The 25,006-nt window shown below is 67.5% G+C and carries 3 protein-coding genes (1 of these 3 cut by a window edge); all 3 read left to right on the top strand.

The window, feature by feature from the left end; all coding sequences use genetic code 11:
* Tightly spaced (each overlapping or abutting the next), the 3 genes in view from ACW9H9_RS00740 to ACW9H9_RS00730 form a layout consistent with a single transcriptional unit that may run on beyond the window.
* Positions 1-6,880 carry the final stretch of an SDR family NAD(P)-dependent oxidoreductase gene (locus ACW9H9_RS00740; protein WP_457340951.1) on the top strand. It extends 10,715 nt beyond the left edge of the window, so only the last 6,880 of its 17,595 coding nucleotides appear in the window; its start codon lies beyond the left edge, outside the window; the stop codon is at positions 6,878-6,880.
* Entirely contained in the window at positions 6,864-13,808 is a 6,945-nt protein-coding gene (locus ACW9H9_RS00735; RefSeq protein WP_457340952.1) for a beta-ketoacyl synthase N-terminal-like domain-containing protein, read from the top strand. The genes ACW9H9_RS00740 and ACW9H9_RS00735 overlap by 17 nt, the downstream gene beginning before the upstream one ends.
* Positions 13,808-25,006, top strand: coding sequence for a beta-ketoacyl synthase N-terminal-like domain-containing protein (locus tag ACW9H9_RS00730; protein WP_457340953.1), 11,199 nt, complete (start codon positions 13,808-13,810; stop codon positions 25,004-25,006). The genes ACW9H9_RS00735 and ACW9H9_RS00730 overlap by 1 nt, the downstream gene beginning before the upstream one ends.

Raw genomic sequence — 25,006 nt, 5'->3', positions numbered from 1 at the left:
GTTTGCCCTTGACCAGCTGGATATTCACGCCCCGTTGGGCGCAACGGCCTGGGCCGTGCTGACCCTGCAGACCCATGGCGCCCTGAGCAAACTCAATGCGCACCTGTACGACGACCACGGCACGCTGAGCGTCAGCGTGCAGGGCCTGGCCGCCCGGGAAATCGCCCTGGCCACGGCTGAGCGCGTGGCGCCGATCCGCCTGCTGCGTGAATGGCAGGCCGTGCCCGCCGCACCGCTCGCCCCGGCAATTCAAGGCCAGCACCAGGTGCTGCTGCTGGCGGCGCGTGATCCGCTGCCGACGTTGAATCGCCTGAGCCGGATGTTTCCCCAGGCGCATGTGCAAGCGCTGGCAGTGGGTTGCAGCGGTGAGGACAACCTGGCCGTGGCGCAGGACTACCAGGCTGCGGTAGAGGCGTTGTTTACACACCTCAAGGCCTGCCTCAGCGCTGGCCACGCACCGCTGTTTATCCAAGTGCTGCTGGTGGGTTGGCCGCAAGCGCCACTGATGCTGGGCCTTGAGGCGCTGCTGAACACCGCCCGCCAGGAAAACCCACGGCTGCGCGGGCAATTGATTGCCCTGCCGACCCTGGACGCGCTCGAGCACGCGCCGGTCAGTGCCGAACACAGCGCGGTGTGGCTGGACGGCGGCGAAGCCCGTGTCCCGGCGTGGCGCCAGGCGAGCGCCAGCGCGCAGCCGCCGGTCTGGAAGGATGGCGGTTGCTACCTGATCACCGGCGGTGCCGGTGCCTTGGGGCAGATCTTTGCCCGCGACATCATCCGCCACACCCACGATGCCCGCGTGGTGCTGGTGGGGCGTTCGCTGCTGAGCCAGGCCGATCAACAACAACTGGCCGCCCTGGAACAACGCGGTGCACGAGTGGTGTACTGCCAGGCGGATATCGGCCAATTGAGCGAAGTCCAGGCGTTGCTGGCCTCGGTGCAACAGGCCCACGGCACGCTCAACGGGGTGATTCACAACGCCGGGCTGACCGCCGACGACTTTATCGTCAACAAGACCCTGGCCCAGGTGCGTGCAGTGCTGGAGCCCAAGGTGCGTGGCACGGCCAACCTCGACCACGCCACCCGCCACCTCGACCTGCAATGGTTCGTGCTGTGCGCCTCTGCCAGCGGCGTGACTGGCAACGTCGGCCAGGCCGACTACGCGGCCGCCAATGCCTTCCTCGACGGCTTTGCCCATGCGCGCAACGCCCAAGTGAGCCGCGGCGAGCGACGTGGCCATACGTTGGCGGTGGACTGGTCGCTGTGGGCCGAAGGGCGCATGCGCCCGGATGCCGCCACCCAGGAGCGGCTGTGGACCCAGCGCGGCGTGCGTCCGCTGAGCACGGCGGTGGCGTTGTCGGCGCTGCACAGCGCGCTGGCCCAAGGCGCCAGCCAAGTGCTGGTGGCCGAGGGGGACCTGGACCGTGCGCTGGCGCCGCTCAACCTGCCCACCGCGCCCGCCGCACCCGCCGCGCCGGTGAGCGTCGCGGCGCTGACGGCCGAGCAGGTGCAGCAGTACTTCAAGCAACTGCTCGCCGAGGTGTTCGGGTTGCCCGCGCACCGCATCAATGCCCAGGCGCCGCTGGAAGACTATGGCATCGACTCGATCATGGTCGGGCGCCTGACCGCCAAGCTTGAAGAGGTGTTCGGGCCGTTGTCGAAAACCCTGTTTTTCGAGTTCCAGACCCTGGAAAAACTCTGCGGGTACTTCCTGGAACAGCACGCGCCGACGTTGAGCGAAGTGCTCGGCGCCAGCGTCGCCGCACCGGTCAGCGAGGTGCAGGCGCAGCCTGCAAGCACGGCTCCGCGCAGCGCAGGCCCGATGGAATTCGCGATTGTCGGCCTGAGTGGGCAATACCCACAGGCGGCCGACCTGGACCAGTACTGGAGCCACCTGCGCGACGGGCGCGACTGCATCACCCCGGTGCCCGCAGAGCGCTGGAACCATGCGCGTTTTTATGCGCAGCAAAAAGGCGTGCCCGGCACCACCTATGGTCAATGGGGCGGCTTCATCGACAACGTGGATTGCTTTGACACGCTGTTTTTCAACATCTCGGCGCGCGAAGCACAGATCACCGATCCCCAGGAACGGCTGTTCCTGCAATGCGCCTACCACCTGCTGGAAGACGCGGGCTACACCCGCGCCACCCTGGCCGCCACGGCGCGTCAATACAGCGCCTCCCACAGCGCGGCCCACAGCCTGGACAGCGCAGCGGTGGGGGTGTTCGTGGGCGCGATGTACAACGAATACCAACTGTACGGGCCGGAAGAAACGGCCCTGGGTCACCCGTTGGCGATTCCCGGCAACGTGGCCTCGATTGCCAACCGCGTGTCGTACTTCTGCAACTTCCACGGCCCCAGCGTGACCCTGGACACCATGTGTTCCTCGTCACTGACCGCGATCCACCTGGCCTGCCAGAGCCTGCTGGCCGGTGAATGTGCGGTGGCGATCGCCGGCGGCGTGAACGTCACCGTGCACCCCAACAAATACCTGGTGCTGGGCCAGGGCCGTTTCTTGTCTGATGACGGCCGCTGCCGCAGTTTTGGCGAAGGCGGCAGCGGTTACGTGCCCGGTGAAGGCGTGGGCGCGGTGCTGATTCGCCCGTTGGCCGACGCCCTGGCCGAGGGTGACCGCATTTACGGGGTCATCCAGGCCTCGGCGATCAACCACGGCGGCAAGACCAACGGTTACTCGGTGCCTAACCCCAACGCCCAGGCGGCGTTGATCAAGGCGGCCTTGCACCAGGGTCAGGTTGACCCGGCTGCGATCAGCTACATCGAGGCCCATGGCACCGGCACGGCGCTGGGCGATCCCATCGAGATCGCCGGGCTCGGCAAGGCCCTGGGCGGCACCGACCGCGAGTGCGTGATCGGCTCGGTCAAATCCAATATCGGCCACGCCGAAAGCGCCGCTGGCATCGCCGGGGTGACCAAGGTGCTGCTGCAATTCTTGCACCGTCAATGGGTGCCTTCGCTGCACTCGGCGGTGCTCAACGGCAATATCGAGTTTGCCGGCACGCGGTTCCGGGTCCAGCAAACACTGGCGGACTGGACCGTGGCAGACGGCGCGGCGCGGGTCGCCGGTGTGTCGTCGTTTGGCGCGGGTGGGGCTAACGCCCATGTGATCCTGCGTGAAGCCAGTGCGCAGGAAAGCGCAGCGGCGCCTGCCCTGGAGGAGGGGCTGGCCTGGGCCATTCCATTGTCAGCGCGCACGCCGGTGCAGTTGCGCGAGAAGGTCGAGCAACTGCGTACGCTGTTGGCCGAGGGCCGCGCCCTGCGCCTGGCTGACCTTGCGCACACCTTGCAGGTGGGGCGTGAAGCCATGCGCGAGCGCCTGGTGTTCACGGCGGACTCGCTGGCCGGGCTGGCCGCGCAGTTGCAGACCTTGACGCAGCATTGGGACGCGCTGGAGGCCTGTGGCGGCGAGTGGCAGGCACCCGGCGGCGCGGGCGTGTTCTACCGCGCCAAAGCCGGTGCGACAAGCGAGGGCCTGCCTGCCAGCAACGCGCTGCACGACTGGGCCCATGGCGCCACGCTGGACTGGGCCGCACTGCAACCGGCGCGCGGCGCAAGGCGCATCGGCCTGCCGTTGTACCCGTTCGCCAAGGAGCGCTACTGGGCGCCGCTGGGCCGCGATGCGATTGCACCGCTGGCGGTGGCGCAAGACCAACCGATCCTCGCCCACACCTGGCAAGCCGCGCCGCTTGAACCGGCGCACCTGCCCGCGGCGCAAGGCGCGCTGCTGATCCTGTGCACCGCGCCCACCTTGGCGCTGGCCCAGGCGTTGTTCGGCGCCAGCGAGGTGACCGGGCATTACCTGGTCCACTCGCACGAGGGCGTGGACTTTTACGACGAACACAGCACGCTCGCGGCGTACCGCCGTGGCCCCGAGCGCCTGGCCGGGTTGATCGACCTGACGGGATTGGATGCAAACTATGAGGCCAGCACCGCGCTGGAACGCGGCAAACTGGCGCTGCTCCAGGCGGTGGTGGCCGAACAGCGCCAACACGCGCCACGGCTGTTGGCGGTGACGCGCGGGCTGCACGGTGCGCGCACTGCCGGGCTGTACCGCATGCTCAACGCCGAGTACCGCAACGTGCAGGCGGGCGTGCTGGATACCGACCTGGAGGTGGCGCAACACACTGCGCTGCTCGGCCAAATCGAGGCCGAATGGCGCGCTGGGGCCCTGACCGATTGCCGCTATCGCCAGGGTGAGCGCTGCGTCGCGGGGTTTGCGCCCGTGCCTGCGCCACAGGTGTCGGCACCGGTTTACCGGGCAGACGACGTGCTGCTGGTAACGGGCGGCACCGGCGGCATTGGCGCGGCGCTGATCGATCATGTGATTCAGGCCGGGGTGCGCGCCATCGCCATCATTGGCCGTGAACCCTTGCCGGGCGCCGCGCAATGGCCGCAGTGGCTGGCCGACAGCGCCAACCTCGACAGCCGCCTGTTGGCGCGTGTGCGTCGTTTGCAAGGTTGGGTGGAGCAGGGCGTGCGCGTGGCCTATCAGGCGTGCGACCTGCACGTGGCCGCGTCCATCGACCAGGCCATCAGCCAGTTCGAGGGCGTGCTGGGCCCGATCACCGGGGTTTTCCATGCCGCCGGGTCGGTCAGTACCGCACCTGCGTTCATCAAAAAATCGCTGGATGAAATCGCCGCTGTGTGCGCGCCGAAAATCGCCGGCCTTGCTGCGCTGTATCAGCGCCTAGACCGCCAGAGCCTGCGGTTTTTCCTGATGTTTTCGTCGGTGTCGGCCAGCGTTCCGGCCTTGGCGTCGGGGCAGAGCGACTACGCCATGGCCAACGCCTACATGGACCGGTTCGCGCAGGCCCAACACCGCCCCGGCGTGTGTTCGGTGCAGTGGCCGGCCTGGGCGGACGTGGGCATGGCTGTGGGGCACACCGGCCCTGTGGCCGCGCAATTGGGGCTCAAGCCCCTGGACACGGCGGTGGGCCTGGCGCTGCTCGACCGCGTGGTGGCGCTGGCCGTGTCGGCGGACAACCCGCAGGTGTGCCTGGCGTGTCATGTCGACCTCGACCGGTTCAACCCGGCCACCTTGACCCAACGGCCAGCCGCGCCTCAACCCACCGCGCCTGCTGCCCCCGTTGCAGCGGCCTCGACGCCGTTGCTGGCAAGGGTGGAGGGCGCCCTGCGCCAGTTGCTGATCGACGAGCTGAAGTTTTCGGCCGAGCAATTGAACGACCGCGACATGGCTTTTGTCGATTACGGCATCGAATCGATCATGGTCCTGCAACTGATGGAAAGCCTCAGCGCCTGGGTGGACAGCCGCCTGGACCCGTCGCTGATGTTTGAATTCACCACGCTGGGCAGCCTGTGCGAACACCTGGTGAGCCAGTACCCCGACGCCTTGACCCAACACCTGGGCGTACCCGCGCAGGCACCCGTCAGCGCCCCGGTGCAACCTGCCCCGGAGCAGGCTGCGCCCATTGCTACGGTGGGCGGGCCCGCCGACATCGCGATTGTCGGCCTGTCGGTGCGCTTGCCGGGGGCGCCGGATGCCGAGGCGTTCTGGGCCCTGCAAGGCCGTGGCGAATCGGCTATCGGCACGATGGCTGATCAACGCTGGCCGGGTGGGCAGGGCACCGCGTATGGCGGTTGGCTTACGGGGATCGACCAGTTCGATCCGGCCTTCTTTGGCCTCAACCCCAAGGACGCGGCTGTGATGGACCCTCAGGCGCGGCTGATGATGGAACAGGCCGTGACCGCGCTGTTCGATGCAGGCTACGCGCTGCGCGACGTGTCGGCCCAGCCGGTGGGTGTGTATGTGGGTGGGCGCCTGCGCGTGACCGCCGATGCGGGGTCGCTGGCCGAGGCGAGCAACCCGATCCTGGGGGTCGGGCAGAACTACCTGGCGAGTAACCTGTCGCGCTTTTTCAACCTGACCGGGCCGAGCATGGTGGTGGATACCGCGTGTTCCTCGGGCCTGACGGCGCTGTCGCTGGCCAGCGACGCCCTGCGCAGTGGTCGTATCGGCATGGCGCTGGTGGGCGCCACCAGCCTGTTGACCTCATCCGACGCCCACGACTTGTTTGCCGCACGCAATATCCTGAGCCCCGACGGTGCCTTCAATATCTTCGACGACCGCGCCGCCGGTGACGTCCTCGGTGAAGGCGTGGTGGCGCTGGTGTGCAAGACGCTCGCGCAAGCGCAGGCCGACGGCGACCGGATCTACTGCGTGGTCAAAGGCCTGGCGGTGAACAACGACGGGCGCACCCTGGGCCCCGGTTCGCCCAGCCTCAAGGCGCAAAAGCAGGTGATGGAAAGCGCCTTGCAGCAGGCTGGCAAGAGCGCCCGCGAGGTGGACTACATCGAGGTCAACGGCGGCGGTTCGGCGGTGGTCGATGCGGTGGAGATCAAGTCGCTGGCGCAGGTCTACGCGCTCAATGACAACACCCTCGACGCCTGCTGCCTGGGCTCGGTCAAACCCAGCGTGGGGCACTTGCTGCTCACCTCGGGCCTGGCCGGTTTCGTGCGCTGTGCGCTGAGCCTGCACCACCGCCAGATCGCGCCGAGCGCCTGCGGCCTGGCGCCGTTCGAGCACTTTGATTTCAACGCCTCGCGGGTGCATTTCAACCGCGCCACGCTGGGCTGGAACACCACCGAGGGCCGTCCGCGCGTGGCCGCCCAGAGTTGCTTCCCGGATGGCGGCACCAACTGCCATGTGATTCTCGAAGAGTTCGTGGCCCCGCCCGGCTACGTGCAACAGCGCGAGCCCCTGGCGCCGCCGGTGTTCGACCGCCGATCGTTTGCCCTCCATCGCGACAACGCGCCAACCCCGCATCCCGAGGTTGTGGCCACTGCCTTTGCGCCTTCTTCTATCCCGTCAAGCTGGGGTGTGATTCATGAACAAGCACTTTGAACTCACGGTGGGTGCCGACCACCCGCTGGTCGCCCATCACCGCGTGCAAGGCCAAGCGGTGCTGCCGGGCCTGGCCTACATCGACCTGCTGCTGCGAGTGGCCCGCGATGGCCTGGCACTCGAGAGCCTGGGCACCCAGATCCGCGACCTGGTGATTTACCAGCCCTTGATCGTGCGCGACGGCGGCTCGCTGCGCCTGAGCCTGGCCCTGCAGTTGCACGACGGTGTGTGGTCGGTGACGGTCGACGGCCGCGAGGCCGCAACTGACGCCCAGGTGCGGTACTGCACGGCGCAGTTGCACCCAAGCCCCGCAGGCACCCAGCCAGATCTGGACCTGGCGACGTTAAAGGCCCAGGCCACCCACCAATTGCCCTTGGAGCAGGTGTACGCCAAGGCGCGGGCTCGCGACCTGGTGCACGACGGCCTTTTGCTGGCCGACGGTACGATCCACCGGTTTGCCTGGGGTTGCCTGATCGAACTGGGCGTGGCCGCGCAATTGCGCCACTTGATGCCCGATGCGCTGTTCCACCCCACCCTGATCGACGGGGCGGCGGTGGCCTCGGCAGTGCTTGAAGACCAACTGGCCCCTGATGACAACGGCCTGTACCTGCCGCTGCACTACGGCAGCTTTCACGGTCGGGCGCCATTGCAGGACGCCTGCGTGGCCCGCGTCGAACTGGCCCGCATCACCACGGCCCATGACATCCGCAAGCTCGACATCGACTTTTACGACGTGACCGGCCGCTGGGTCGCCAGCCTGAGCGAACTGACCGGCAAACGCGTGCGCGCCAGCCTGGCGGTGGACACCGCGCCGCCCGTGGCCCGCGCACCTGCGCCCGATGTCGAGGCCGCGCCGGATGTGCTGGCGGTGTTCGCTCGCCACCTGAACACCCGCGCCGATCAGGTCGACCCCCAGCGCGGCTTTTTCGACATGGGCTTAAGTTCGGCGCAGATGCTCACCATCCTCAAGGACATCGAGCAGTTGCTGTCGCGCCGCCTCAACCCGACCCTGCTGTTTGAATACAACACCGTGCACGAACTGCTGGAGCACCTGGGCACCCTGGCGCCGCGAGCACCGGCGCCGGTGGCCGAACAGTCGCCGGTGACGGCAACGTACCGGTTCCTGGCCGACGAGGCTTATTTGCTCGATCACCGGGTGGACGGCGAGCCTGCATTGATGGGCATTACTTACCCCAGCCTGGTGCTGCAAACCGCGCCAACCGTGCCGGTCAGCTTGCAGGACCTCCGTTTTCACGGTGGCCCGCTGAAGTTTCAACCGGGCCAGTCGGGTGATGTGGACGTGCGCCTGGACATCGATGGGCGCTTCAGTGTCCAGCAGCGCTTGACCGGCCAAGCCGCCAGCCTGTGCTGCGACGGGCGCTGGCAGGTGCCGGTCGAGCCCGAGCCCGCTGCGCTGGACCTTAGGGCGCTGATCGGCGCCGCACGCCCGTGCAGCGCGCAACAGATCGAGGGTTGGTACAGCGCGGTGCCTGCCTTTACGTTGGGGCCGATGCTCAAGACCATCGTCGCCGCCTATGAGGGCGCCGAGGGCAGCCTGATCTGCGAGGTCGAGTTGGCGGCCACCCCGCGCGCGGCTGTCAACGGCCTGGTCCTGGACCCGCTGCTGCTCAACAGCTGCTACCTGTTTCAGCCACCGGGCGCGGGCGCGTCGGACACCTTTGTGCCGCTGATGATCGAACGCCTGACCCTGTGGCGCAGCGCCGGTCGCCGCGTGTTTGTGGTGACCGGCCCCAAACGGGTCAAGGACGGTTTTGTCGCCTTTGACTCGCAGATCGTCGACAGCGACGGGCGGGCGCTGGCCTCGCTGGTCAACGCTTCGTTGCGGCGTCTTGAGCCGCGTGCGTCGGCGCCGCGGGTCAAGGCTGACGCCCCGGCAGGCCACCGGGTGGCGGTGATCGGCATGGCCGGGCGGTTTCCCAAGGCCTATGACCTGGCGGCGTTCTGGCAGAACCTGCAAGCGGGCACCGATTGCATCAGTGAAATCCCGGCCAGCCGCTGGGACTGGCGGGACTACTACAGCGATGGCGGCGAGCCCGGGACCATTTCCAGCAAGTGGGGCGGTTTTATCGACGACGCGGCAACGTTCGACCCGCTGTTTTTCCAGATTTCCCCGCGTGAAGCCGAAGTGATGGACCCGCTGGAGCGCTTGTTTTTGCAACACGCCTGGATGGCCATGGAAGACGCCGGTTACACCCGCGAAGCGCTGCAACGCAGTGCCGAGGGGGGCACGGGTGCCAATGTCGGGATTTACGCCGGGGTGATGGGCCAGGAATACCCGCTGTTCGCCGCGCAATCCGCCGCCCCGATGGGCTTGGGCGGCGGCACCTCGTCGGTGGCCACGCGCATGGCGTATGTGGGCAATTTCAACGGACCGGCCATGGCCATCGACACCATGTGCTCAAGCTCCCTGGTGGCGCTGGACATGGCCTGCCAGGCCCTGCGCTCGGGGGCCATCAATGCAGCCTTTGCCGGGGGCGTGAACCTGAGCCTGCACCCCAGCAAATACCTGATGTTGTCCCAGGGCCAGTTCATTTCGTCCAAGGGCCACTGCGAAAGTTTTGGCGAAGGCGGCGACGGCTACATCCCCGGCGAAGGCGTGGGCGTGCTGTTGCTCAAGCGCCTGGAAGACGCCGAGCGCGATGGCGACTTTATCTACGGCGTGATCCGTGGCACCGCCGTGAACCACGGCGGGCGTGCCAGCGGCTACACCGTGCCCAACCCGGGGGCGCAGAGCCGGGTGGTCAGCCAGGCGCTGCGCCATGCCGGCGTGGCACCGCACGACATCAGCTACGTCGAAGCCCATGGCACCGGCACCAAACTGGGTGACCCGATCGAGATCAGCGGCCTGACCAAAGCCTTCGAGCACGACCCCGAGCAGCCGCGTGACACGCCGTGCCTGATCGGCTCGGTCAAGTCCAACATCGGCCATTGCGAAGGCGCTGCCGGGGTGGCGGGGGTGATCAAGGTGCTGTTGCAAATGCAGCACCAGGTCATCGTGCCGTCGCTGCACTCGCGCACCTTGAACCCGAACATCGACTTTTCGCGCTCACCTTTTGAGGTCAACCAGCAATTGGTGCCCTGGCCCGCCAAGGGCGCCCGGGGCCGCCGCATTGCCGGGGTCAGCAGCTTTGGCGCCGGTGGCGTCAACGCCCATGCGGTTCTTGAGGACTACCCCCAGGCCGCCGCCGCGCTGCAACCTGCGGCGCCCCGGCTGGTGGTGCTGTCGGCCCGCGATGCGTCGCGGTTGCCGTTGATGGCGCACAACCTTGCGGCGGCCATCGACCGCCTGCCGTTGGGCGATGATGCATTGCCCGCCTTGGCCTACACCCTGCAAGTGGGGCGCGAGGCCATGGAGCATCGCGTGGCCACGGTGGTTTCATCCCTGGATGAACTCAAGGCGCGCCTGCGCAGCCTGGCGGAGGCGAGCGCCGACCCGCACTGGCAGCGCGGTTCGGCCAGCCAGGGCAAGGACACCCAAGAGCTGTACCGCGACGCCGACGCCCAGGCGCTGCTGACCACGTGGGTAAACAAGGCCAACCTGTCGGCGCTGGCCCGGGTGTGGGTGGCGGGCGTGGCCGTGCCTTGGGCACAGCTGTATGGGCCGGGCCAAGGCTTTTCCCAGCCGCCGCGGCGGTTGCCGCTGCCTGCGTACCCGTTCAAGGCCGAGCGTTACTGGTTGGCCGGGCTGGCCACCGGGGGCGAGCGCACCGCAGCGCCACTCAAGCCCGTGGCGCAGGCCCACAGCGGGCTGTTTGAACAGCAATGGCGGGCGCGCCCGGCGCTGGCGACACCGGCTGCACCGGCAGGCGAGCAGGGCTTCGTGCTGATCATCACCACGCCTGCCACCCAGGCCCTGGCGGATCGGCTGGCGGCCAACTTGAGCGCGGCACGCATCGTGCTGATCGACGAGCTGGCCGAGCGTGCCGAGCCGTTGTGCAAACCCAACGGGCATGTGCTGTACGCCGTCCTCGACATCACCGGGTTTGACGCAGCCTTTACCCGGCGCTGCGCCACCGATGTGAGCGGTTGGCTGGACGGCCTGCAACGCCTGGTGGAGCAGACGCGGCTGCGCAGTACGCGCTTGCTGTACGTTTCCCATTACCTGGAAGGCTTCGAGCGCCCGGCCTCCGTGGCGGCGAACGCCCACGCCGCCATCGGCGCAAGCCTCTACCGGTGCCTGGGCGCCGAATACCAACGCCTGCACGCCGGCCACATGGACACCGACCTGCCTGCCGACCACCCCTCGCTGGTGGCGCAGATCATCGAACAGCTCTACCGCCCGCACCCCGAGCGGCACCTGTGCTACCGCGCCGGGCAAGCCTATGTGCCGACGTTGCAGGCCCTTACCGCCAGCGCTTCGGCGTTCAGCCTGCCTGCCGGGCACGTGCTGTGGGTCACTGGCGGCACCCGGGGCCTGGGGCTGTTGTGCGCGCGGCATTTGGTGCAGCACTACGGCGTGCGCAAACTGGTGCTCAGTGGCCGCGATGCGTTGCCACCGCAGGCCGAATGGCCAGCGGTACTGGCAGGCCCGGCGAGCCTGGTGCAGGACAAGCTGATTGCCCTGGCGGCGCTGCAACAACAGGGCGTAGAGCTGCTGACCCTGGCCGTCGACATGACCGACGCCCATGCCTTGCAACAGGCCGTGGCGCAGATTGGCCGCGAACTGGGGCCGGTGGGCGCGGTGATCCACTGCGCGGGCCTGGGGGACTACAACAACCCGGCGTTTATCCGCAAAAACCCGGCCGATGTGAACCGCGTGCTGGCGCCCAAGACGCGTGGCCTGGACAACCTGCACCAGGCGCTTCTGGGCGCGCCGCTGTCGCTGTTTGTGGTGTATTCCTCAGTCAGCGCGCAATTGCCTGAACTGGCGGCCGGGCAGATCGACTACGCCATGGCCAATGCCTACATGGACGCCTTCGCGCAGCAGTCCGGCAATGTCCTGAGCCTGCAATGGCCCAGCTGGACCGACACCGGCATGGGCTCGATGGACTCCGAACTGTACCGCGGCACCGGCCTGCTGGGCCTGAGCGACAGCGACGGGCTAGGGTTGCTCGACCGTGCGTTGGCCAGCCGCCGCGCCGGGGTGTTGCTGCCGGCCTGCTTTAACCCGCAACTGTGGTTGCAGACGCCTGCGCCACTCCCCGCTGCACCGACCCGCGTGGCCCCCCCGGCTGCGGCGCCTGTCGTCAGCGGCGGGGCGCTGCAAGGCGAGGTGCAGCATTGGCTGAGCGGGCTGTTTACCGGCGAGTTGCGTATCGACCCGGCAGAGTTTGACGCCGGGCTGGATTTTGCCAACTACGGCCTGGACTCGATCCTGATGGCGCAGATCCTGCGCACCATCAACCGGCGGCTCAAGGTTGACCTGGCGCCGTCGTTGATCCTGGAACACCCCAACCTCACGGACCTGACCCAATGGTTGCTGGCGAACCAGGCCCCCGCGCTGGCCGAGGCCTTTGCCGTGGCCACCGCCCCCGCGCAAGCCGAACCGGTGCCGGCGCCTGCGCCTGCGCTTGTGGTGCCAGCGCCAGCCCCGCAAGCCCCGGTGGTGGTGCAACCGCGTGCGGATGACGAGGTTGTCGTGGTCGGCCTGTCGGCGCGTTTTCCCGGTGCGAGCAACCTGGCCGATTACTGGCAGTTGCTCAAGGACGGGCGCAGTGCCTTGTCGGCGTCCGGTGGCCGAGTGGACAACCACGATCACTTCGACCCCGAGGCCTTTCACCTGCCCGCCGAAGACTTCCACGCCATGGACCCCCAGGCCCTGATGGTGCTGGAGGAATGCCTGAACCTGCTGGCCCACGCCGGTTATCGCGTGGAAGAAACCAAGGGCAGCGCCACCGGCGTGTACCTGGGTGGCCGTGCCCGCAGCAGCCTGGACCCCGAAGCGCTGCGCCATGCGCGTAACCCGATTGTGGTCGCCGGGCAGAATTACCTGGCGGCCAACCTGTCGCACTTCTTCGACTTCAGCGGGCCGAGCATGGTCATCGACACGGCGTGTTCATCGGCGCTGGTGGGCATGAGCATGGCCGTGCAGGCGCTGCGCAGCGGTGAGATCAGCGCGGCGGTGGTCGGCGGGGTGAGCCTGCAGGACGGCGAGCGCACCCGAGCCATCTTCCAGCAGCGCGGGTTGCTCAGTGACAGTGCGCAGTTCCACCTGTTTGACGAGCGTGCCGACGGCATCCTGTTGTCTGAAGGCGTGGGCCTGGTGCTGCTCAAGACCGCCGCCCAGGCGCGGGCCGATGGCGACACGGTGTATGCGCGCCTGAGCAGCCTGGCCAGCAACAACGACGGGCGCACCGCGGGCCCGGCCACGCCCAATGTGCAGCGCCAGAAAGCCGTGATGAGCAAGGCCCTGAGCCAGTCGGGGCTGACCGCCGGGCAGGTCGACTACATCGAGGTCAACGGCTCCGGCTCCCAGGTCACCGACCTGCTGGAGCTCAAGGCGATTGACGCGGTGTATGGCGAGCCCGCCGGTCGTGCGGCCCACAGCCCATGTGGGCTGGGTTCGATCAAGCCAAATATCGGCCACCCGCTGTGCGCCGAGGGCATCGCCAGTTTTATCAAGGCCGTGCTGATGATCGAGCACCACAGCCTGGTGCCGTTCCTTTCGGGGCAACAGCCGCTGCGGCATTTCGACCTTGAGCGCTCGGCGTTTTACTTCCCGCGCAACGCCGTGGCCTTGCCGCCCGGCCAACCGTTGCGCATTGCCCTGAACTGCTTTGCCGATGGCGGCAACAACGTGCACGCCATTTTGCAAAGCCCCGAGACACCCGCCACACCCCCACGGCGCCAGCCCCTGGCTGCGCCGGTCTTGCACCGCCAGCGCCAGGCGCCGGCGGCGAGGATGGAACCGACACCGCCTGCCCGTACCCACCGGCCGGCTACCGCCATGATCTGGGAGCAACTGTGATGCGCACTTTATTGGCCGAGAGCAAGATTTCACTGTCTTGCGCCAACCCCGTGATCGGCGCCCACTGGGTGCACGGGCGCCCGGTGTTTCCGGGCCTGGCCTACATCGATCTGATCTACCAGGTGTGCCAGCAACAAGGCTTGGCATTTGCCCAACACCGCTTGCAAACCCTGCGCATTCACCGGCCGCTGTCCCTTGACAGCGCCGACAGCCGCCTGGCGGTGCGCGTGACGTTGTTTCGTGAAAGCGCGAGCCATTACACCGTGCGGGTGGAAGACGCCGAAGCGTCGGACCAGGCCCGGCCTTACGCCACGGCAGAACTTGAGCACCACACCGGCGCCGCGTTTGCGCCGGGCGAGTCGCTGGAAAGCCTGGGCAGTGGCCGGGAAGTCACCTTGCAGGCGCTGTACGGGCAGTGCCGTGACCACCAGTTGGTGCATGACGACTACATGCAAGTGCGCGGGCACCTGCGCACCGGCCCGCAAGGGTTGCTGGCGGACTTGTCGGTGGGGCCGCAGGCGTTGGCGGATGCCGAGCGCTTCCTGTTCCACCCGGCCTTATTCGACGGCGCGGCCATCAGTTCCCAGGCGCTGGACGTACACGACGAGCACGCACGGCCGCCCGAGGGCCTGTACCTGCCGCTGTTGTTGCAGGGGTTCAGTGCCACGGCACCGATCACCTCGCAGTGCCGCGTACGGATCAAGGCCGACTCGGTCAGCGTGCAGCAGGAATTGGTGGTGTTCACCCTGGAGTTCTTCGCGCAGGGCGGTGAAAAAGTCGCGCAAATCGAGCGGTTCACCGCCAAGCGGGTGCGCACCGAGCAGGGCCTTCATCAACCCGTGGCGGCGCCGCGTGCGCCGGTCAGCAGTGCGGTGGCCAGCGGCGAACACTCGGTCCTGCTCGGGCTGCGCCGCTTGATCGCGGCAAAGTTGGGCACCGAGGCGGCCCAGGTGGCGCTCGACAAAGGCTATTACGAACTGGGCCTGGATTCGGCGGACTTGCTCGACCTGGTCACCAGCGCCAGCCAGGCGTTGGGCTTGGAGCTGTCGCCCACCTTGTTGTTCGAGCACACCACGTTGGCCGAGCTTGGGGTGTTTTTCCAGCAGCATCACGCCGAAGCGCCCGCCGCCCCGGCAGCGCTCGTCACTGAGCCTGCCTACTCGGCCACGTCCCTGACCCAACGGTTTGTCGCGCAGGAAGCCTACCTGCAAGATCACCGGGTGCTGGACGTGCCCGCGCTGATGGGCGTGACCCACCCGTGCCTGGCCATTGAGGCCTGTGTGCAGCAGTGGGGCGTCGAGGCGTTTCCGCTGAGCCTGGGCCATGTGCGGCTGATGGGGGGGCCGATCACGTTGCAGGGCCAGGAAACCGTCGAGCTGACGGCCACGCTGGAGCCTTCGCGCGAGGCCTTCAGCGTGGGTTTTCGGCGCACGCCGCAGGCAGCCCTGGAGCCGTGCTGCGTGGGGCAATTGCGTCTGAACGATGGGTTTGACGCGCGTCACCAATCCCCGGCCAGCCTGTTGGCCGGGCTGACGCGGCTGTCGGGTGAGGACATCGAGCGGTCCTACCGGCGCATCCCGCAATTCACCGTGGGCCCGTTGTTGCAAAACATCGAAGAGGCCTACACCGACGGTGACACGCTGCTGGTGAGCAAGGTCAACCTGGGCGCACCGCAGGCCAAGGGCGGGCGCACGCACTATGGCTTCGACCCGCTGCTGCTCAATGGCTGCTTTTTCTTTCGCGACCCGCAGTTCGGCCAGCCGCAATCGTGCATGTACGTGCCGCTGCTGATCGAGCGCATCGTGCAGGCCAAGCCGTTGCCGCCAAGCGTGTACCTGGTCAACCGCCTGCGCACGGCCAAGGCCGGTTATGTGGCGTTCGACGTCGAGGTGTTGTCCCTTGAGGGCGAGCACCTGGCCAGCGTCATCAACGCCTCGGTGCGCGAAGTGAGTGACCCGGGCCGGTTGAGCAACGCTGACTTTTCCCGCCCCCAAGGTGCCGAGGTGGGCGCCGATGACATCGCGATCATCGGCCTCGCCGGGCGCTACCCGGGGGCCGAGAACCTTGAGCAGTTCTGGCACAACCTCAGCCAGGGCGTGGACAGCATCACGCCGATTCCCAGCGTGCGCTGGGACCACGACCTGTACTTTGACGCCGACAAGGACCGGCCCGGCAAGACCTACGGGCGCTGGGGCGGGTTTCTTGACAACATCGACCAGTTCGACCCGTTCTACTTCGCCATCACCCCGCGTGAAGCGGGCTTCATGGACCCCCAGGAGCGGCTGTTCCTGCAATGCGCGATTCACACCCTGGAAGACGCGGGCTACACCCGCCAGGCATTGCCCCGCGATGTGGGCGTGTACGTAGGCGTGATGTACCAGGAATACCAGCTGTACGGCGCGCAACAAACCGTGCTGGGCAACCCGATGGCATTGGGCGCCAGTGCGTCGAGCATTGCCAACCGGGTGTCCTACGTGTGCAACTTCAGCGGCCCAAGTATGGCCGTCGACACCATGTGCTCCTCATCGCTGACCGCCCTGTACCTGGCGTGCCGTGCGCTGGAGCGCGGCGATTGCAGCACCGCGCTGGTGGGCGGGGTGAACCTGTCGTTGCACCCCAATAAATACCTGATGCTCGGCCAGGGCCGCTTTGTGTCCAGCGAAGGCCGCTGCCAGGCCTTTGGCGAAGGCGGCGACGGCTATGTGCCGGGCGAGGGCGTGGGCGCGATCCTGCTCAAGCCGCGCGCGCAGGCCGAGGCCGATGGTGATCATATCTACGGGCTGGTCAAGGCCTGCGAGATCAACCACGGCGGCAAGTCCGCCGGGTATTCGGTGCCAGGGGTCAAGGCCCAGGCCGAGGTGATCGGCCGTACCTACCAGCGTGCCGGCATCGACCCTCGGCAGATCACGTACCTGGAGGCCCATGGCACCGGCACATCGCTGGGTGACCCGATTGAAATCGCGGCCCTGAGCGCGGCGTTTCGGCCCCACACGGACGATCGCCAGTTCTGCGCCATCGGCTCGGTAAAGTCCAACATCGGCCACTGCGAAAGCGCCGCCGGGATTGCCGGGATCACCAAGGTGCTGTTGCAGTTCAAGCACCGTCAACGGGTGCCCTCGCTGCACAGCGCCACCCTCAACCCGCGGATCGACTTTGCCGCCTCGCCATTTGTGGTGCAGCAGCAACTGGCCGACTGGCCCGCGCTGGCGCAGGACGGTGTGGCGGTGCCGCGCCTGGCGGGGTTGTCGTCGTTCGGCGCCGGTGGCTCCAACGCCCATGTGGTGTTGCAGGAGTACGTGAAAAACGCAGACTTGGGCGAGGTGGCGCCGCAGCCGTTTCTGATCCCGCTGTCGGCCGCAAGCCTGGCGCAGTTGCAACGTTTGGCGCGGGCGCTGGGCGAGCAGGTGGCCCGTCTTGAGGATGAGCCACGCCGCCTGGCAGACATCGCCTTTACCCTGCAAACCGGGCGCGAAGTGCACACGCACCGGCTGGGGCTGCTGGTGAGTTCGCTGGCCCAACTGGCGGACAAGCTCCAGCAGTTTCTCGCGGCGGACCCGCTGGACAGCGCCGCGCTGGCGCGCCTGCGTGACCAGCAGGTGTTTGTGGGCGAGCGCAAGTCGGGCGGCGACGCGGTGCAGGGCCACCTGGCCGACACCGACGTGCAACTGCTCGTGAGCAGCTGGCTCGCGCAGCAGCGCCTGGACCAGGTGCTGCGCTTCTGGTGCCAGGGCGCGGCGCTGGACTGGCGTGCGCTGCCGCCTGCCGGGCCGCAGGCGTATCAACCACGGCGCATCAGTTTGCCGGGCTACCCGTTTGCCGATGAGCGTTACTGGTTCGACGCCCGCGCCACGGCGCCCGCCGCTGTGGCCCCAGCGCCTGTGGCGGCGGCCCCGGCCGCACCCGCCGACACCTTTGAGCGCCTGGGCCAGGCGCTGTTTGAAATCACCGGTATCCGCCCCGAGCGCCTGGACCCCCATGGCGACTTTGAAAGCCTGGGCCTGGACTCGGTGATGATCATGAAGCTCAACCAGCGCATCAGCGCCTGGACCGGCGAAACCGACGCCACGCTGTTCTACAAGTACAAGACCCTGCACGAGCTGACCGGCTACCTGGACGCGCGCCCGCACCTGGCAGCGCCCGTAGCGGCGCAGCCGGTGGCCGCTGCCGTGGCGCCCAGCGCACCGCCGAGCGACGACGACAGCATCGCGATCATCGGCATGAGCGGCCGTTACCCGCAGTCGCCGACGCTGGAAGCGTTCTGGCAGAACCTGCGCGATGGCGTGGATTGCGTCACCGAAATCCCGCTGGAGCGTTTTGACTGGCGATCGATTTACACCCCCGGCGTCAAAGGCAGCACCGATTCGATCTACTGCAAGTGGGGCGGTTTCCTGGGCGACGTCAGCCAGTTTGACGCGCCGTTTTTCAACGTGTCGGCCACCGACGCAGCGTTCATGGACCCGCAAGAGCGGCTGTTTCTGGAGATGGCCTGGAGCTGCCTGGAAAGCGCGGGCTACCTGTCGCCCCGCTGGCAAGCCGCGCCCCGGGACTTCGGGGTGTTTGCCGGGGTCAGCGTGAACAACTACCAACTGGTGGGGGCCGATGCGCTCAAGGGCCGGGCGCCGTTTTACCCGGCCGGTTCGCAGACCTTTTCGGTGGCCAACCGCGTGTCGTTTTTCTTCAACCTCACCGGCCCAAGCCTCACGGTGGACACGGCCTGTTCGTCGTCGCTGTACGCCTTGCACCTGGCCTGCGAGAGCCTGCGCAGCGGCGAAACCCGCGCCGCGCTGGCGGGCGGCGTGAACCTGACGCTGCACCCCAGCAAATACCTGACCCTATGCGCCTCCGGCTTTGCCGCCAGCGATGGCCGCTGCCGCGCCTTTGCCGCAGGTGGCGACGGTTACGTGCCCAGTGAAGGGGTGGGCGTGGTGCTGCTCAAGCGCTACGCCGACGCCCTGAAGGACGGTGACCAGGTGCTGGCGCTGATCAAGGGCAGCGGGGTCAGCCATGACGGCAAGACCCAAGGCTTTACTGTGCCCAACCCGGTCAGCCAGACCCGGGCGATCAATGCCGCCCTGGCGCGCTCGGGCGTGGCGCGGGACACCATCACCTACATCGAAGCCCATGGCACGGGCACGGCGCTGGGTGATCCGATTGAAGTACAGGGCCTGATCGATGCGTATGTGGCGGGCAGCGATGCCCCGGTGGCGCGCGGGCTGGGGTCGGTCAAGGCGTCGATCGGGCATGGCGAGGCCAGCGCCGGGATCGCGCAGTTGACCAAGACCGTGTTGCAGCTGCAGCACGCCACCCTGGTGCCGAGCCTGTTGCACGGGCCGCTCAACAGCGATATCGGCTTTGCCAAGGCCGGGTTCCAGATCCCCGACCGCGCCATGCCGTGGCCGGTGATCGAGCGTGACGGCAAGGCGTTGCCGCGCCGTGCGGCCATCAGCTCGTTTGGCGCGGGCGGGGTCAATGTGCACATGATCGTGGAGCAGGCCCCCGAGATTACACCCCCCGCAGCACGCCCAGAGCAACCTTGCGTGCTGCTGCTCAGCGCCCAGGCGGGTGCGGCGCTCAAAGAGCAGGCTCGCAGCCTGCTGGCGTTTGTCGAGGACCGCGCCCACGACGTGCATGCCTTGAACGACATCGCCTTTACCCTCAGCCATCACCGCGCAGCGTTGCGCTTTCGCCTGGCGGTGGTGGTGAATGACCGCACCCAGGCCCGCCAGCGCCTGCGCGATTGGCTGGCCCAGTCGGGCGAGGTGCCGGGGGTGTACCAGGGCGACAGCCTGGACCGCGCCAACGCGGCGCCAGACCTCGCCGACCTCGACGGCCAGGCGCGCGCCTGGGTGGCGGGTGCCCCGGTGCAATGGGCCGGGCATGCGGCCACCGGGCGTTGTGTGCTATTGCCGGGGTATCCGTTCCAGACCAAGCGGCACTGGATCGCCGACCACCTGGCGGGCGCAGCGCCTGCGGTGGCCCATGCGCCGGTGGAAAACCTGGATCACTGGTTGATGCAAACCCAGTGGGTGGAGGCACCCGCCAACACCGAGCGGGCGAACCCGCGTCAGCTGTTGGTGCTGGGTGACGATCAGGCGAGCTTGCAGCCGTGGTCGTCGCGCCCGGGTGTGACCACGTCCAGCGAAGTGCCGGACCAACAGCGCCTGGCGTCGTTCGACACCCTGCTGCTGGTGCAGCCGTATACGCCGCTGGCCGGGTTGTCGGGCGCGGCGCTGGACCAGCGTTTTGCCCGGCAGGCGGCGCAGCTGACCCAGCGGGTTCAGGCGCTGGTCACCCTGGCGGCCACCCGCAAGGACCTCAAGCTGGTGCTGCTGAACCTCACCCACAACGGCCAGACCGACGCCATTCAAGAGAGCCTGGCCAAGTACTTCAGCTTCCTGCGTTACGAAGTGCCGGAAATCGGCAGCCTGGTGTTCGACACCGACCGCCTGGACAGCGACCGCCTGGCGCAAATCACCGAGCAACTGCATTGCCGCCAGGCGCACCTGCGCGTGCGTTGGCAGGGCGAGCGCTGCCTGACCCCGGCCTTGCGGCCGCTGGCGATTGCCCGCAGCCCTGAAGCGGACCCGGCGCTGGACGTGTCGGGCAGCATGCTCCTGACCGGCGGCTTGGGCGGCATCGGCTTGAGCGTGTTGCACTGGCTGCTCGACAAAGGCGCCAAGTCACTGATCGTGATCGGCCGTAAAGCCTTGTCCGCGACGCTGCAACACCCGCGCCTCGAGGTGGGCACCACGGTGCAAGGGCTGCTCGACAAGCTGGCGCGTGAACACGGCGCGCGGTTGCACTACGTGCAGTCGGACCTCACCGACGAAGACCGCCTGGGCCAGCAATTGGCCGAGCTGCGTCCACATCTCGACGGGCCCATTACCGGGGTGTTCCACCTGGCCGGTGTGACCACCGAGGCCATTGCCATCCAGGCCACGTCGGCCACGTTGCTGGCGGACATCGCCCGGCCAAAACTGGTGGGCGCACAGCTGTTGGAGCGGCTGACCCAGGCCGATCCGTTGCGTTACTTCTGCCTGTTTTCGTCGATTTCGGCGGTGGAAGGCATGCAGGGCAATGGCTTGAGTGCCTACAGTGCGGCCAACGCGGGCCTGGTGGCGCTGGCCGCCGACCGTCGGCAGCGGCGCCTGCCTGCGCAACTGATCCAGTGGACCGACTGGGACGGCGCCGGCATGGCCGTGGCGCACAACCACCGGGCCTTTTTTGACGCGCTGGGCATGCACATGCTCACGCCCGCGCAAGGGCTGGCGCTGCTGGAGCGCATCCTGGTCAATGCCATTGATGATTGCATCGTGTTCGATGCCGACTGGGACCGCTTCGCCGCCATCAACCCGGCGATCCAGACGCTGCCAGTGTTTGCCCACTACCGTGAGCGCCTGCGCCAGCCGTCGGTGGTGGCCGCCGTGGCAGGCACGCAGGGCGATGCACTCGACATCGGTGCGTTGCTGCGTGATGAACTGCAACGCTTGCTGGGCCTTGAGGACATTCACCCGGACCAGACCTTTGCCGAGATCGGCCTGGACTCGGTCAACTCGCTGGCGTTTTTCTCGACCCTGTCCCAACGCCTGGCGTACCAGGTGTTGCCGTCGGCGATCTTCCGTTACCCGACCCTGCGGGCGCTGGCCGACTACATCAGCGCCAACCGCACGCCGGTCGCAGCAGCCCCAGCTCCGGCGCCGGTTGCACAGGCGGCGGCACCGGGGGGCGGCATTGCGATTGTGGGCATGTCGGGCCAGTTTCCCCAAGCGCCCGATTTGCCGCGCTTCTGGGAGCAGTTGTGCGCGGGCTTCGACGGCGTGGGGCACTACCCGGCGGCGCGACGTGATTTGCTCGGGCTCAGCGACAGCTTCAGCGATGAGGACTTGCGCAGCATTCACGGTGGCTACCTGGACGACATCGAGTTGTTCGACCCGGGCCTGTTCAATATCTCGCCGCGTGAAGCGCGTTTCATGGACCCCCAGCAGCGCCTGCTGCTGCTCAACGCCCACCGTGCGATTGCAGACGCGGGCATCAAGGAGCATCCGGGTTTTGCACGCACCGGTGTGTTCATTGCGCAGTACGCCAGCGAATACATGCAGTTCGCCAACGACTACAACAAGGACAACGCGCTGTTCATCGCCACCGGCAATGCGGGTTCCATCGCCGCCAACCGGCTGTCCTACCACTACGGGTTCCGCGGCCCCAGCCTGGTGCTGGACACGGCGTGTTCCTCGACCCTGGTAGCGATTGATATCGCCTGCCAATACCTGCGCAGCGGGCAGATCGACTTTGCCCTGGTGGGCGGGATCAGCCTCAACTTGAGCCCGGCGCTGACTCGCCTGTTGCAGGACTCGGGCATGTTGTCGCCCTCGGGCCGCTGCCAGACCTTCGACGCCAAGGCCGACGGCTACGTGCCGGGCGAAGGCGTGGGCATGATCGTGCTGCAACGCGAAACCGAGGTGCGCCAGCAACCGAATGCCCGCGTGTACGCGTTGGTGGCAGGCTCGGCGGTGAACCAGGACGGCAAGAGCAACGGCATGACCGCGCCCAATGGCCTGGCCCAGGAAGAGGTGATCCGCCAGGCCTACCAACGGGCGGGCCTGAGCCCTGCGCAGGCCGGGTACGTGGAAACCCACGGCACCGGTACTTACCTGGGCGACCCGGTGGAAATCGAAGCGCTGGGCAATGTGCTCAACGACGGGCGCGGTGCGGGCGAGGGCTGCATTCTGGGCTGCCTGAAAACCAACATCGGCCACCTGGAACCGGCGGCCGGTATTGCCAGCGTGATCAAGGCCGCCCTGTGCCTGCACTTGGGCAAGATCCCCGGCAACAACCACCTGGCCACGCTCAACCCGTTGCTGGCGCCGACCCAACCGGCGTTCCGCCTGCCGGATGCACCGGTGGACTGGGACGGCGCGGGCCGTGTGGCCGGGGTCAGCTCGTTCGGGTTTGGCGGGGTCAACGCCCATGTGGTGCTCACGTCGGTGGACAGCGCCGGGCCGTCTGGCCGTGAGCGTGAGCAGTTGTTCCACGCGCACTACCCACGCCCGCAACTGGCGCTCAAGCCTTATTGGGCGCGGCGCCCGGCAGCGGCACCGGTAGCGGCACCAGCGGCGGCGCCTGCCGTGGCGGCGTTTCTCAAGGTCCGCTACACCGGCCAGGGGCCTGCAACGAGCGAGGCGCTGTTCAGCCTGGCGCCCGACACGGCGGGGCTGCTCGACACCGGCAACTTCCACGTGGGCTTTTACCTGGAGGCGGTTTACCAGGTGTTCCGTGAGCGCTTTGGGCGCAGCGCCTTGCACGTGAGCCGTTTTGACTTCCAGTCGCCGCTGCTGATTTCCCAGCGGGTGACCACCGAGGTCCGCCTGAGCATCGAGGCGGCAGGCCCCGAGGCCTATCGACTGAGGTTCGACTACCGCGCCGAGTCGACACCGGCTCAAGCCTGGGTGCAAGCCGCTGAAGCCTGGGTGGACTTTGCCACCCAGGGCCAGGCCGATACCGCCGAACAGGCACGCCTGGCGGCGGTGCTGCAAAGCCCGGGGGCGCCGAGCCAGATCCTCGACGCATCGGCGTTTTATGCCCGCTACGCGCAGATGGGCTTTCCCTGCGCAGGCTTTGTGCGGGCCATCGAGGCGTGCCGGTTCCACGAGCGTTTCAGCCTGGCGAGCCTCAACCTGCAGTGGCAGGCCGACGCTGCGTTTGGCGCCCACCCGGGCTTTATCGACGCGGCGCTGCAGCCGTCGATCCTGTTGGCCGATCGCGACCAGGATGTGCCTTACATGACCACGCGCATGGACGACCTCTACCTCAACGGCCCGCTGCACGCAGGTCAGGTGTATCGCTTGGTGAACCTGCTGCATGCCCCGCAACACGAGGCCCCGGCCACGGGTGTGCGGCACTTCCAGACCGCCTGGGCGGTGGTGGACAGCCGTGGCGACAGCCTGATCACCTGCGGCCGCGCCAGCCTGCAACAACTGGCGGTGAGCAGCCGGCCGTTGTCCGATGCGGTCCAGACCCAGCTGGCCGCGGGTGACGGGCTGTCCGGTGAGGGCCTGCTGATGATCATCGGCGAGCTGCTGGACTGCGCCGTCGAAGACATTAACCTGGACCGGGCATTGCTGGAGCTGGGCATGGATTCGCTGATGCTGATCCGCCTGCAAAAACGCCTGGACCAACAACAGATCGCCGTCAGCGGGCTGTTCAAAATGACCCTGCGTCAGTTGCTGACGCAGGTGCAGCCCGCCGCAGCCGAACCGCTTGCAGCCGCGCCTGAGCTGCCGGTGGAGGCGGGTGAGTACCCGCCCTTTACCGCGCTGCAACCCTGGTCCCGGGAGAAAAGCCGCTGGCTGCGCGGGCAGGCAAAGCCGGGCAGCAAGATCCGTCTGTACTGCTTCCCGTACGCGCACCTGTCGAGCGCGGTGTTCAAGGACTGGCAGGCGTTGCTGCCTGATTGTGTCGAAGTGCGCCCCATCGAACTGCCCAGCCGGGGTGATCGCCTGCGTGAGCGGCCGTTGCAAGACATGTGGACGCTCGCCGCGACCCTGACCGATGTGCTGGGTGACGAGCTGGACCAGCCCTTTGCCCTGTACGGGCACAGCGCCGGGGCACTGATGGCCTACGTGTGGGCCCAGCACCTGCGGGCGGTGGGCAAACCGCTGCCCCGGCACTTGTTCGCGGCGGCCTATTCGGCGCCGGGCGATGGGGTGAACCCGGTGATCCGCGACATGCTGGCGGTGTACCGCGAGCATGGGCTGGCGCAGATGCCGGGGCTGGACGATGTGTGCCAGCCCGGCGCCGAGCCGGTGATTGGCCGCCTGATCGATGCCCTGGAGTTCTCGATGAACCAGGCCGGGCTGTTCAACTTCAGCCGCGAGCTGATCCACGCACAACTGCCGTCGCTGGTGGCCACGTTTGAAATGGTCGACCGCTTCCAGCCGGGCACACCGGCGCCGCTGGCGTTGCCGATTTCCGGGCTGCACGGCCTGGGCGATATCCAGGTGCCGGAGGCCGATGTGCGCGCCTGGCAGTCGCTGGGCAGCGCAGGCTTTACCTTCAAGGCCTTTGAGGGCAACCACTTGTTTATCGAACCGGGGCAGAGCGTCAACCAGGTCACGGCCTATGTAGGCCAGGTGCTCGAGGACATCGTGAGGCACGACCTTGCGCCGCAATCCCGTCACGTATTAACCCCTTCGCATTGA

This window comes from Pseudomonas sp. SDO5215_S409 (assembly GCF_054071325.1).
The sequence above is the reverse complement of the archived record's forward strand: the minus strand, read 5'-3'. Positions and strand labels throughout refer to the sequence as shown.